Genomic DNA, 13,165 nt, shown 5'->3' on the forward strand with positions numbered 1-13,165 from the left:
GCGCCGGCAGACGAGCCAAATCCTGTCCCCCACACCACGCAAACGGCCCGCCAACGCAGGCCGTTTGCGTTTGCGGCCCTGCCCTCAAGCTCGACTCGACTTTTTGCTGCGATGGTCGCCCGGGCGTGCGTCGTCGGAACGATGCTCGAGGAGGAGAGCTTCGCCGTGCGCGTGGAAAGCACCACCGGGGCCTTCGTGGAGCCGGCGGTGCCGAAGTCGGCCTGATGGTGCAAAGCTTGCAAAGCTGAAGAGGCCAACCTCACCAAAGCGGTCGAAACGGCGCTGGCCTCGGCGGCTATAACGCGGCATTGCCCGACGCGTTTCGCGCATCGACGCTACCAGTTCATGTCCTGGCGGTGGGCCGCGTGTCCCAATGGGGCCCGCTCGCGGCGCCGACCGGTCATGAACCGGCGGTGACGTCCATGCGTTGTGTCTCAGCCGGGTGAGTTTGGAACAGCGAAGGAAACGGACATGACCACGCATCCCAGCACCAATCGCTTGTCCGCACAGGAGCTGCACGACATCGATGCCTACTGGCGTGCCGCCAACTACCTGACTGTCGGGCAGATCTATCTACTCGACAATCCGCTGCTTCGCGAGCCGCTTCGGCTGGCGCACGTCAAGCCCAGGCTGCTTGGGCATTGGGGAACCTCGCCGGGCCTTAGCTTCATATACGCGCATCTCAACCGCGCGATCAGACTTCGCGATGTCAACGTTATTTACATCTGCGGCCCCGGCCATGGCGGACCGGCCATGGTTGCAAACAGCTATCTCGAAGGCACCTATAGCGAGATCAATCCGGATATTTCCCTCGAAGAGGCCGGAATGAGGACGCTCTTCCGGCAGTTTTCCTTTCCGGGAGGCATCCCGAGCCATGCCGCTCCCGATGTGCCCGGGTCGATCCATGAAGGCGGCGAGCTCGGCTACGCGCTTTCGCATGCCTTTGGCGCGGCCTTCGACAACCCGGATCTTATCGTCGCCTGCGTCGTCGGCGACGGCGAGGCGGAAACCGGCCCGCTCGCCACATCCTGGCACTGCAACAAGTTCCTCAACCCGGCGCAGGACGGCGCGGTGCTGCCGATCCTCCATCTCAACGGCTATAAGATCGCCAGTCCCACCATTCTCGCCCGCATCTCTGACGAAGAATTGCGGGCGCTATTCGTCGGCTATGGCTACGAACCGCTGTTCGTCGAGGGTGACGATCCGCCCCTGATGCATGAGCGGATGGCCGTCGTACTCGACGATGCGCTGGACCGCATCCATGCAATTCAGCAGGCGGCGCGCAGCGGCGGAGAGACTGCCGACGGCCGGCCGAAATGGCCGATGATCATACTTAGAAGCCCGAAGGGCTGGACAGGCCCCAAGGAGGTCGACGGGCTGAAGACCGAAGGATTCTGGCGCGCGCATCAGGTTCCGCTCTCCGGTCTCGCCGAAAACCCTGCGCATCTGAAGATGCTCGAGGAGTGGCTGAGAAGTTATCGGCCCGAAGAGCTTTTCGATGCCGAGGGCGCGCCAGTGGCCATGATCCGCGCCACTGCCCCGCAAGGCGGCAGACGTATGAGCGCCAATCCGCATGCCAATGGCGGCCTGCTGCGCCGCTCCCTCCAACTGCCAAGCCTGCAAGAGCATGCCGTCTCTGTCCAGCAGCCCGGCGGCGTGAAAGCAGAGTCGACCCGTGTGATGGGCGGTTTCCTGCGCGACGTCATGGCATTGAACCAAAGCGCCAAAAACTTCCGCATTGTCGGTCCCGACGAGACGGCTTCGAACCGGCTGCAGGACGTCTTCGAGGTGACCGAGCGCGCCTGGATGGAAAAGATTCTGCCCGAAGATGTGCATCTCGGCCGCGAAGGCAGGGTTCTGGAAATCCTGTCCGAGCATACCTGTCAGGGCTGGCTGGAAGGCTATCTGCTTACCGGCCGGCACGGCCTGTTCTCCTGCTACGAGGCCTTCACGCACATTGTCGATTCCATGTTCAACCAGCATGCGAAATGGCTGGATGCCTGCGGCAAGCTGCCGTGGCGGCGGCCGATTGCGTCCTTGAACTATTTGTTGTCGAGCCATGTCTGGCAGCAGGAGCACAATGGCTTCAGCCATCAGGATCCGGGCTTCATCGATGTCGCCTTGAACAAGAAGGCTGACATCGTGCGCGTCTATCTGCCGGCGGATGCCAACAGCCTGCTTTGCGTGACGGATCATGTGCTTCGGACATGGAACCGCATCAACGTGATCGTCGCCGGCAAAGCCAATTCCTGGCAGTGGCTGTCGATCACCGAGGCGAAAGTCCACTGCAAGGCCGGTATCGGCATATGGGAGTGGGCGTCGACCGACGGCGGGGCAGAGCCGGATGTGGTGATGGCCTGCGCCGGCGACGTGCCGACGCTTGAGACGCTGGCCGCGGTCCAAATTCTGAAACGCCACGTTCCCGGCCTCAAGGTGCGGGTGGTCAACATAGTCGACCTGATGACTTTGCAGCCCAAGGAACACCACCCGCACGGCCTGTCGGATCGTGAATTCGACGCATTTTTCACGGCCGATAAGCCAGTCATCTTCGCGTATCACGGCTATCCATGGACCATCCATCGCCTGACTTACCGGCGGACCAACCACGACAACATCCACGTGCGCGGCTACAATGAGGAAGGGACGACGACGACGCCCTTCGACATGACCGTCCTCAATGGCCTCGATCGCTATCATCTCGTCTTGGGCGTGCTCGACCGCATTCCCGACCCGGCCGGCGCGCATATCCGGCTGAAGCAGGCGATGGAAGGCAAGCTGATCGAGCACCGGGCCTATATCCGCGAGCATGGGCAGGACATGCCCGAGGTCCTCGGCTGGAAATGGGAGCAGTAGTCGATGCCGAATCGCCAGGCCAAATGGACGAGCGCACGATTGGCCGGGACCGGCCGACCATGACCGATGCCATTCTCGTCCTCAACGGCGGCTCCTCAAGTCTGAAGTTCGCCGTGTTTCGGCAGCGAGACGAGCTTCACCTGCTGGTGCGCGGCAGCGTGTCGTCGATCGGACATCATCCACGATTGCATGTCGCGCCCTCAGAATTGTCACGCGAAATCGACAGGAGCCTGGGGGACGAACCGATCGGGATAGCAAAAGCGTTCGAGGCCATAGCTTCCTATCTCGAGGATCACGCTCTTTTGCGCCGGATCGGCACGGTCGGGCACCGCATCGTCCATGGCGGGCAAGAACTTACCCAAGCGACCTTGCTCGACGAGCGCACGCTCGACGCGCTGCATAGGCTTGAGCCGCTCGCGCCGATCCATCAGGCGATCAACCTGGAGATCGTCCAACTGGCCGGTCGGCTTTTGCCCGAAGCCAAGCAGGTCGGCTGCTTCGATACGGCCTTTCACACGGCGCGGCCGGAGCTTGCCAGGCTCTATGGCTTGCCGCGAGAGATGTCGGAACAGGGCATCGTTTCCTACGGCTTCCACGGGCTCTCCTACAGGCACATCGCAGCGAAGCTCCGCGAGCGCTACGGCGACGCTGCCGGTGGCCGAACGATTGCCGCCCATCTCGGCAGCGGCGCGAGCCTGTGTGCGATGAAGGCAGGAGTAAGCCTCGCCACGACCATGGGTTTTTCGACGCTTGACGGCCTCGTCATGAGCACCCGTTGCGGCGCCATCGATCCTGGCGTGATCCTGCACCTTCTGCAGGAGCGCAAGCTGTCGGCCGACCGAGTGACCGAATTGCTCTACGAGCAGTCCGGCCTGCTGGGCGTATCCGGCATTTCCGGAGACATGCAGGCGCTGCTTGGGTCGAAAGACCCGGCGGCGGCGCGCGCCGTCGCGCTCTTCGTCTATCGCGCCGGACGTGAGATCGGATCGCTCGCGGCCGCGCTTGGAGGCCTCGACACGCTCGTGTTCACCGCCGGCATCGGCGAAAATGCATGGCAGATCCGGCAAGAGATCTGCGAGGCTGCTGCCTGGCTTGGTGTCGTGGTCGACCACGGTTTAAATCGCAGCGGCGAAGCGCTGGTCAGCGCGCGAGAGTCCAGCGTCGATGTTCTTGTCATTCCGGCCGACGAGGAACGTGCCGTGGCCACGCAGCTCCTCGACCTCGACACGGTCTGATCTGCCCGCGGCAGGATCGCAGGGATTAGCTCGGTAACTTGGCGCAGAGCTTCCGCTGAACCAGGACGAGCGTCGGGCGATCGGGCGTCGCGCGGGCCGTTTTCGTTCGCCTCACTTTCCCTTCAAGCTCGACTCGGCGATGGTCAGCCCGGCGCCTCGCGCCCTATATCCGGCCGCGCGGCCAAATGCATAAGGAGCGGAAGATGCGGCAGGCACTGATCGTATGGGGCGGCTGGGAAGGGCATGAACCCGAAGCCGGGGCGCGAGTCGTCAAAGCGATGCTTGAGGAGGAAGGCTTTGCCGTGCGCTTGGAAAATACGACCGCGGTGTTCGCCGACCCGGCGATCGCCGACCTCAGCCTGATCGTGCCGATCTACACCATGTCCAAGCTCGCCAAGGCCGAAGAGGCGAACCTCACCAAAGCGGTCGAAAACGGCGTCGGCCTCGGCGGCTATCACGGCGGCATGGGCGACGCGTTTCGCGAATCGACGGACTACCAGTTCATGTGCGGCGGCCAGTGGGTCGCCCATCCCGGCAACATCATCGACTATCGTGTAAATATCGTGCGGCGCGACGACCCGATCGTGGCAGGCATCGACGATTTCCAATACCGCTCCGAGCAATATTACATGCATGTCGATCCATCGAACGACGTGCTGGCGACCACCACCTTCTCGGGCGAGCACGCGCCGTGGATCGCCGGCGTTGTCATGCCCGTGATTTGGAAGCGCCGGCACGGCAAAGGGCGGGTGTTCTATTCGTCGCTCGGCCACGCGGCCAAGGAATTCGAGGTGCCGCAGATGCGCACCATCCTGCGCCGCGGACTTGTGTGGGCGGCGCGCTGAACGCGCCCGTCGGTGCGGGCTGACGCCGGTGGCGGCCGGATTTCCCGAACCGAAAGCATCACCGACCCGCTCCTATGATCATAACAGATCATATGAATGAGTGATTTACATAAGACGTAAGCTTTCATACAACTGCCGGCAGCAACTTGCTCTATCGGGAGAGGATTGCGTGGAAAATATCGTTCCTTCGGACGCAACCGGGTGGATGCCTTCGGTCGACCAGGGCGGCGCAAGCGTGCACAACGCCGTCGTCAGCGTGCTGGGCAGCCGCATCCTGGGCGGCGACTATGCTCCCGGTGCAGCCTTGCCGCGCGAGGAGGAGCTCTGCGCCATGCTGGGCGTCAGCCGCACCTCGGTTCGGGAAGCGGTCAAGGTGCTGTCGGCCAAAGGTCTTGTCGAGGCCAGGCGGCGGGCGGGCGTGCGCGTGCTGCCGCGCGACAGCTGGCGCCTGCTCGACCCGGTGGTGCTCGGCTGGCACCCTTCCATCCAGGATGACGAGGAGCTGGTTTCCGGCCTGCTCGAGGCGCGCCGCATCTTCGAGCCGGCGGCGGCCGAGCTTGCGGCAAGGCGCGCCAGCGCCGCCGATCTCGCCGAAATCGAACGCGCGGTCGTCGGCATGCGCGACAATATCCCGGGCGACCTCAACGCGGTCTGCCAGGCGGACCTTGCCTTCCACAAGGGCGTCATCGCCGCCAGCCATAATGTCGTGCTCAAGGGGCTGGTCGGCATGCTGGAAGCTGCCCTGCGCGCCACCTTCCTGGTCACCAATCCGTTGATGGAGGCGCAATCGCGCGCGCTGTCGGCGCATGTCGCGGTGCTGGAGGCGATCCGCGTCCGCGATACCGCCGGCGCCCGCGGCGCCATGAACAGGCTGCTTGACATCGCCGCCGACGATCTTCACGCCAGAGGGTGACGTTTCCGGCTTGACGCCATTTTTTATCATATGATATTTCAATTTCATATGATCTAATTGGCGTCATGGGAGGAGTTGCGCTTGAGGATCGTGGCCATCACCACGCGCGTCGTGAACGCGGATATGCGCAACTGGGTGTTCGTGCGTGTCGAGACCGACCAGCCGGGCCTCTACGGTTGGGGCGAGGCGACGCTGGAATGGAAAACCCAGGCCGTCGTCGGCGCCGTCAATGACCTCGCGCCGCTTCTGGTCGGCCGCGACCCGCGCGACATCGAGCAGGCGGTGCGCATCCTCAAAAAGCACTCGTTCTGGCGGCTCGGCGTCATCGGCATGTCGGCGGTTTCCGGCATCGAGCTGGCGCTCTGGGACATTTTTGGCAAATGGCTCGATCAGCCGGTCTGGCGCTTGCTCGGCGGCAAGGTGCGCGACCGGGTCAAGGTCTACACGCATCTCGGCCTCGGCGACATGCGCGCCGTCTACGAAACGTTGGAGACCGAGCCGTTGGTGCGGCGCGCCTCCGAAGTGGTTGCCACGGGCTATCGCGCGCTGAAGGCCGTCTTCATCCCCTACAGCCACTATCATGCGCCGCTCGTCGAGGTCGACAAGGTCGGCCGCCTAATGGAGGCGCTGCGCAAGACAGTCGGTCCCGAAGTCGAGATCATGGTCGATTTCCACGGCCGTCCCGCCTCGGCCTCCACCGCGCTCGCCTATATCGACGCGCTTGCGCCCTACCGACCGATGTTCGTCGAAGAGCCGCTGCCGCCGGGTGAGACCGGCGCGCTGGCGCAGCTCGTCGCCAAATCGCGCGTGCCGATCGCCACCGGCGAGCGGCTGATCGATCGTCCCGAATTCGACGACCTTTTCCGGGCAAGGGCGGTCGACATCGTGCAGCCGGACATCTGCCACTGCGGCGGCCTGCTCGAGGCGAAGAAAATCGCCGCCATGGCCGAGGCGGTCTCGGTGGGTGTGGCGCCGCACAATCCGCTCGGTCCGATCGCCGGCGCGGCGGCGCTGCATTTCGCGGTCTCCACGCCCAATCACCTGATCCAGGAAGAGATGGTCGGTGCCGTGCCCTGGTATTTCGAGGTGGTGAAGGGGCCGATCCGCATGATCGACGGCTGCTGGCAGGTGCCGGATGCGCCCGGGCTCGGCGTCGAGGTCGACGAAGCGGTCGCCGACCGGCATCCCTACAGGCCGGAGCTCATGCACACCACCAATGCCGTCCTTGCCGACGGCACCATCGTGGACTGGTGACCATGGCCGGGCGACTGAAGGACAAGGTGGTGATTGTCACCGGCGCCGGGCGCGGCATCGGCGAGGCGACGGCGCGCGCGATGGCCGCCGAGGGTGCGGCCATCGTCGTGGCCGAAAAGGATGCGCTCAGCGGAAAGAGCGTTGCCGCGTCGCTGGTCGAAGCCGGCGCTCGGGCGCTGTTCGTGGAGACCGACGTCGCCGATATCGCATCCTGCAAAGCGATGGCCGAGCAAGCGCTTGCCACCTTCGGCCGCATCGACGTGCTGGTCGCCAATGCCGGCATCAACGTTTTCCACGAGCCGCTGGAAACCACGGAAGAGGAATGGCGGCGCTGCTTTGCCGTCGATCTCGACGGGGTGTGGTATTCGGCGCGCGCCGTGCTGCCGGCGATGCGGGCTCAGACGCAGGGTTCGATCGTGGCGATCGCTTCCTGCCATTCTTTCGCGATCATCCCCTCGACCTTCCCCTATCCGGTTGCCAAGCACGGACTGCTCGGCCTGGTTCGATCGCTCGGCATCCAATACGCGGCCGAGGGCGTCCGCGTGAACGCGATCGCACCCGGCTACATCGAGACGCAGATCGCGGTCGACTACTGGAACACCTTTCCTGATCCGCAGGCGGAGCGCCAGCGCACCTACGACCTGCACCCGCCGCGCCGCATCGGCCGGCCGGAGGAGGTGGCGATGACCGCCGTCTTCCTCGGCTCCGACGAGGCCCCGTTCATCAACGCGGCCTGCATCGTCATCGATGGCGGGCGCTCGGTTCTCTATCACGAATGAGGTTTCGCACCGGCGGCCGGTCGCCGGAAACGTCTTCAAGCAAAAAGGACTCCCGCCGGCCGGGATCGATGGAGGAGGAAACCATGAAACGCATGATCAGGACGTGGCTTGCTGTGGCCGCGACCGCAGCCGTCGCGCTGACGGTCCACGGCGCCGGCGCGCAGGACAAGATGAAGTTCGGCTATATCAACAAGATGGGCGACCATCCCTGGTTCGTCCGCGAGGTGAAGGGCGCCAAGGACAAGGCCGCCGAGCTCGGCGTCGACCTGCTTGTCCAGGACGTTCAGTTCGACGCCAACCTCGCCGTCACCACCTTCGACACCTATGTCGGCGACGGCGTCAAGGGCATCGCCGTGGTGGTGCCGGACCGCTCGCTCGGCCCGGTCGTCGCCGACAAAGCAAAGGCCGCCAAGATCGGCCTGATTGCTGTCGACGACGACATCGCCTTCGCCGACGGCACGCCGGTCGCCTATGTCGGCATGAACGCGCTCAACATCGGCAAGCAGGTCGGCGGCGAGATTGCCCGCATCGTCAAGGCCGAAGGCTGGGACAAGGACCTCTCCAAGGTCCGCGTCGGCTCGATCGAGGACCAGATGGCCGACACCTGCATGCGCCGCAACAAGGGCGCGGAGGAAGCGTTGGTCGCGGCGATCCCGGAGATCAAGTCGCGCATCGTCTCGATTCCCTACGACAATACGATGGTCAACTCGATCGATGTCGTGTCGACGACGCTGACGGCCAATCCGGACGCCGAGAAGTGGATCTTCTACTCCTGCAATGACGACGGCGTGCTCGGCGGCGTGCGCGCCACAGAGAATGCCGGCATGAAGCCGGAGAACGTCATCGGCATCGGCATCGACGGCTCCCGCTCCTGCGAGGCCTTCGGTTCCGGCAAGCCGACGGGCTTCCGCGGCACCATGTGGCTGGACAGCGCCAAGCACGGCGCCGCCGCCATCCAGGCGCTCTACGACCAAGCCACCGGCAAGGAGATGCAGAAGGACTATTTCCAGGACGCCACGCTGATCAGCGGCGAGAACTTCGCCAAGTTCAAGGACACTCTCGGTTGCAAGTCCTAGGCTCCCTTTCGGGCTCGGGGCGGATGGCCTTTGGGCAGGCGGCTTCAAAGGGAGCCTCCCGCCCATGACCGTCCCCGTCGTTTCCGTCGAAGGCGTCAGCAAGCGCTTCGGCGCCGTGCAGGCGCTGCGCGACGTGTCGGTCGCTTTCAACGCCGGCGAGATCACCGCGCTGATCGGCGAGAACGGCGCCGGCAAGTCGACGCTGATGCGCGTGCTGGAGGGCGAGCATCGGCCGGATAGCGGCCGGGTTCTGGTCGACGGGCAGCCGGTGCAGCTCAGCTCGCCGCGCGCCGCACACGGCTCGGGCATCCGCGTCATCCATCAGGAGCCGGAGATCATCCCGGAGCTTACGGTGGCGGAAAACATCTTCATCGGGGACATCAAGGCGCGGGGCGGGATTTTTCTCGACCGCGCTGATCTCGAAAGGCGCAGTCTCGACCTATTGCGCACCTTTGGCGTGGTCGACGTGCTTTCCCCCGGGCAGCGCTGCCATGGCCTGAGCCCGGCGCTGAGGCAGCTGATCGAAATCATGCGCGCGCTGCGGCCGGGCGCGCGGCTGCTCGCCTTCGACGAGCCGACCTCGTCTTTGACGGAGGACGAGGCGCAACGGCTGTTCCGCGTCATCCGGCGCCTGAAGGCCGACGGCGTCGCGGTGATCTACATCTCGCACCGGCTGCGCGAGATCATCGAGCTTGCCGATCGGTGCGTGGTGATGCGCGACGGCAGCCGCGTCGCCGACGAACCAATCGCGGCGCTCGACGAGCAGCGCATGGTGCGGCTGATGGTCGGCAGGCCGGTAAGCGACCTGTTCAACCGAAAAGTGCGCGCGCTCGGGCCGGTCCGGCTGGCGCTCGAAGGCGTCACGACACGCCGCGTCGACGGGATCAGCTTCGAGGTCAGGGCAGGCGAGATCGTCGGCCTGGGCGGATTGGTCGGCGCGGGACGGACGGAAGTCGCGCGCGCCGTCGTCGGCCTCGATCCACTGCTCTCCGGGCGGATGGCCGTCGGCGGCCGGCCTTACAGGCCGCGCGAGCCGGCGGATGCGGTTGCCGCCGGAATCGGGCTGGTGCCGGAGGACCGCAAGCAGGAGGCCCTGCTTTTGATGCAGGCGGTGCGCGACAATGTCAGCCTCGTGGTACCCGACAAGGTGTCGCGCTACGGCTTCTTCAGCCGCAGGCGCGAGCGCGCGCTGGTCGCCCGCCATGTCGCCGAGCTCCGGGTCAAGACACCGTCGATCGAGCAGGCCGTCGGGAAATTGTCCGGCGGCAACCAGCAGAAAGTCGTCTTCGCGCGCTGGCAGGCACGGGGGCCGGCGGTCCTGATCCTCGACGAGCCGACGCGCGGCATCGATGTCGGCGCCAAGGCGGAGATCTACAGGCTCATCGAAAGCCTGGCCGACCAGGGCCTCGCCATCCTGCTCATCTCCTCGGAGATGCCAGAGCTGCTCGGCCTTGCCGACCGCGTCCTGGTCATGCAGAGCGGCCGCATCAGTGGCGAGCTGCCGTGGCAAGAGGCGAGCGAGGAGGCGGTGCTGGCACTGGCCATGCGCTCGGACAAGAAAGCAATCGAAAGGAGGGTGTCGTGACCGATACCGCGACCGCCGGACGCGAGCGCGCGCCGGCCAGCCTGTTTGGCCGCATCGGCGCGCAAAACATCAGCCTGCTGATCGCTCTGGTCGTGCTGCTGGCGATCTTTGGCGTGTTGAGGCCGGACGTCTTCTTCACGCCGCGCAACCTGATCAACATAGGCCTCGCGGTCACCATTCTCGGCATCCTGGCAATGGCGCAGACCGTCGTCATCGTATCGGGCGGGCTCGACATCTCGGTCGGGTCGATCGTCGGCCTGAGCACGATGGTGCTGGCCGTCGCCGCCCAGGAAACCGGCTCGATCCCCGCCGGCATGCTCGCCGGCCTGCTCGCCGGATTGCTGGCAGGCGCAGTCAACGGGCTGATCATCGTCTACGGGCCGGTCAATGCGGTGATCGCGACGCTTGGCACGATGTCGGCCTTCCGCGGCCTCGCCTATCTGATGAACAACGGCAATTCCATACCGATCACCGGCGACAGCCTGCGCGCGCTGGGCATCGGCGCGCTGTTCGGGCTGCCCTTCGCCATCTGGCTGCTGATCGCGGCGATGGCGGCTTTCATCGTTTTCACCCGTGAGACGGTCGTCGGCCGCAACATCTACGCGCTCGGCGGCAATCCGACGGTGGCGCGGCTCGCCGGCATCCCGATCCGCCGCTACCAGATCTCGATCTATGCGATGAGCGGCTTCGCCGCGGCGGTGGCGGGTCTGGTGCTCGCCAGCCGCACCATGTCCGGACAGCCCGCCTCCGGCAGCCAGGGGCTGGAGCTCGAGGCTATCACCGCCGCGATCCTCGGCGGCTGCGCGCTGCAGGGCGGCAAGGGCACGATCATCGGCGCGATGTTAGGTGTGTTGATCATCGGCGTCCTTAACAACGGCATGATCCTGACCTCCGTGCCGACCTTCTACCAGCTGCTCGCCAAGGGCGCGCTTTTAATCCTGGCCGTCATCGTGCAAGAGCGCCAGCGGGCCCGGTCGGGAGAATAGCCCCGCGCGGGGTTAGACGCTTTCGAGATAGGTCTCGATCTCGAAGTCGCTGACATTGAGCGCGAAGGTGTTCAACTCCTGGCGTTTGCAGGCGATGAAAGCGTCGCGCAGCACGGCCGGGAAGATTTCGGCGACGCGCTTGCCGGTCTCGAAGGCGGCGATCGCCGAGGCCCAGTCAGGCGGCAGCTTGGCAAGCGTGAGGCCCTGTCCCTCGCCGCCGGTCGGCTCGCCGGGCGACAGCTGCCGCTCGATGCCCATCAGCGCGGCACCCAGGATCGCCGCCAGCACCAGATAGGGATTGGCGTCGGCGCCGGAAACGCGATGCTCGATGCGGCGCGCGGCAGACGGGCCGCCTGGAATGCGAATCGCCACCATGCGGTTTTCGTAGCCCCAGGCGACAGCCGTCGGCGCATAGGACCGTGGCCGCAGCCGGCGATAAGAATTGAAATGCGGCGCGAACACCAGCGTGCTTTCGGCCATGGCCGCGAGCAGGCCGCCGACGGCGTGGCGCATGGTGTCGGAGCCCTGGTCGGTGCCGTCGTCGAAGATGTTGCGGCCGTCCTTGTCGAGCACGCTGAAATGAACATGGAAACCATTGCCGGCGCGCTCGCCATAGGGCTTGGCCATGAAGCAGGCGGCAAAGCCGTGCTTGCGCGCGATGCCCTTGACCGTGCGCTTGAAAAGCACGGCGTCGTCCGCGGCGCGCAAGGCATCCGGAACGTGGTTGAGGTTGATCTCGAACTGGCCGACGCCGTTCTCGGCGATCGCCGTATCGACCGGAATGCCCTGCATGCGGCAGGCTTCGTAGATGTCGTGGATGAAGCCTTCGAAATCGTCGATTTCGTCGATCGAAAGCGCCGCATCGGAATCGAGACGCCGGCCGGTGACCGGCGAGACAGGACCGACCGGACGCTGCGATGTCGGATCGACGAGGTAGAATTCAAGCTCGGTCGCGGTAACCGGCGTCAGACCAAGCGCTGCGTAGCGGTCGAGGATGCGGGCGAGCGCGCGGCGCGGATCGCCGAGATAGGGTGCGCCGGCCTCGTCGGCGAGCCACAGGGGCAAAAGCGCCGTCGGATGCGCCGTCCAGTTGACGGGCAGGATGCCGCGTCCGGTCCAATGGCAAAGCCCGTCGGCGTCACCGGTCGAGAAAACCTGGGCGTTGCCTTCGATGTCCTCTCCCCAGATGTCGAGCCCGATCAGCGAATAAGGCATGCGCAGCTTGCCTTCGAGCGCCTTGCGCGCCTGCTCGACCGGGATGCGCTTGCCGCGCATGATGCCGTTCAGGTCGCACACCGCGGCCCGCAGGCTCTGGATGTCGCTTCTGCTTTCAAGCCAGTTCAAAACGTCCGCAATTGCATCGCCCAATTTCCAGCCCCTGTTCTTTCGGAGGTGCTGCAGCCGTTCCGGCTACGATATCCATTCTACAGCTTGTGAGTTTATGAAGGTCGCCGCGGATGGTTCCAGGCGATGTTCCTTCATTTTTTCAATTCACTAGCTGGGATATCGGGCGGCATTTTGGGTCCATAGCTGCGATCTGCGATCGCAACATAGCTGGCCGCTAGGGGAAAGCCAAGGGGGCATTTGCGCGGTCAACGGTGAGCTGGCTGCCGGTATCGTGATGGCCGAGGGCAATCCC

11 protein-coding genes are annotated in these 13,165 nt (G+C 64.9%); 10 read left to right on the forward strand and 1 reads right to left on the reverse strand.

Features of this window, described 5'->3' with window-relative positions; all coding sequences use genetic code 11:
• From CK215_RS31645 to CK215_RS23960, 10 genes are all read left to right on the forward strand, one after another.
• Nucleotides 1-225: hypothetical protein (locus CK215_RS31645; RefSeq protein ID WP_210201687.1), on the forward strand; the 225-nt coding region annotated here is incomplete at its 5' end.
• Nucleotides 226-471: 246 nt separating this feature from the next.
• On the forward strand, nt 472-2,853 hold the full coding sequence (locus tag CK215_RS23920) for a phosphoketolase family protein (RefSeq protein WP_095832398.1): 2,382 nt from the start codon (nt 472-474) through the stop codon (nt 2,851-2,853).
• Nucleotides 2,854-2,912: 59 nt separating this feature from the next.
• Nucleotides 2,913-4,088, forward strand: coding sequence for an acetate/propionate family kinase (locus CK215_RS23925; RefSeq protein ID WP_095832449.1), 1,176 nt, complete (start codon nt 2,913-2,915; stop codon nt 4,086-4,088).
• 203 nt (nt 4,089-4,291) lie between these two features.
• Nucleotides 4,292-4,933 (forward strand): ThuA domain-containing protein, encoded by a 642-nt coding sequence (locus CK215_RS23930; RefSeq protein ID WP_095832450.1) that lies wholly within the window; start codon nt 4,292-4,294, stop codon nt 4,931-4,933.
• 169 nt (nt 4,934-5,102) lie between these two features.
• On the forward strand, nt 5,103-5,846 hold the full coding sequence (locus tag CK215_RS23935; RefSeq protein ID WP_082953630.1) for a FadR/GntR family transcriptional regulator: 744 nt from the start codon (nt 5,103-5,105) through the stop codon (nt 5,844-5,846).
• 90 nt (nt 5,847-5,936) lie between these two features.
• Nucleotides 5,937-7,100: a galactonate dehydratase gene (gene dgoD, locus CK215_RS23940; RefSeq protein WP_245418783.1), complete on the forward strand. Its 1,164-nt coding sequence runs from the start codon at nt 5,937-5,939 to the stop codon at nt 7,098-7,100.
• Nucleotides 7,101-7,102: 2 nt separating this feature from the next.
• Nucleotides 7,103-7,879 (forward strand): SDR family oxidoreductase, encoded by a 777-nt coding sequence (locus CK215_RS23945; RefSeq protein ID WP_095783589.1) that lies wholly within the window; start codon nt 7,103-7,105, stop codon nt 7,877-7,879.
• Nucleotides 7,880-7,962: 83 nt separating this feature from the next.
• Nucleotides 7,963-8,955: a substrate-binding domain-containing protein gene (locus CK215_RS23950; protein ID WP_245418780.1), complete on the forward strand. Its 993-nt coding sequence runs from the start codon at nt 7,963-7,965 to the stop codon at nt 8,953-8,955.
• A gap of 64 nt (nt 8,956-9,019) precedes the next feature.
• Nucleotides 9,020-10,540 (forward strand): sugar ABC transporter ATP-binding protein, encoded by a 1,521-nt coding sequence (locus CK215_RS23955; protein WP_095832400.1) that lies wholly within the window; start codon nt 9,020-9,022, stop codon nt 10,538-10,540.
• Nucleotides 10,537-11,526 (forward strand): ABC transporter permease, encoded by a 990-nt coding sequence (locus CK215_RS23960; protein ID WP_095832401.1) that lies wholly within the window; start codon nt 10,537-10,539, stop codon nt 11,524-11,526. The genes CK215_RS23955 and CK215_RS23960 overlap by 4 nt, the downstream gene beginning before the upstream one ends.
• 12 nt (nt 11,527-11,538) lie before the next feature.
• Here the strand turns inward: CK215_RS23960 and CK215_RS23965 are convergent, their stop codons facing one another.
• Nucleotides 11,539-12,894 carry a glutamine synthetase family protein gene (locus CK215_RS23965; RefSeq protein WP_095832402.1) on the reverse strand — a complete coding sequence of 452 codons (1,356 nt, stop codon included), beginning with the start codon at nt 12,892-12,894 and terminating at the stop codon, nt 11,539-11,541.
• Nucleotides 12,895-13,165: the final 271 nt, after the last annotated feature.

The sequence above is a fragment of the Mesorhizobium sp. WSM3864 genome (genome assembly GCF_002294955.1).
Taxonomy (GTDB): domain Bacteria; phylum Pseudomonadota; class Alphaproteobacteria; order Rhizobiales; family Rhizobiaceae; genus Mesorhizobium.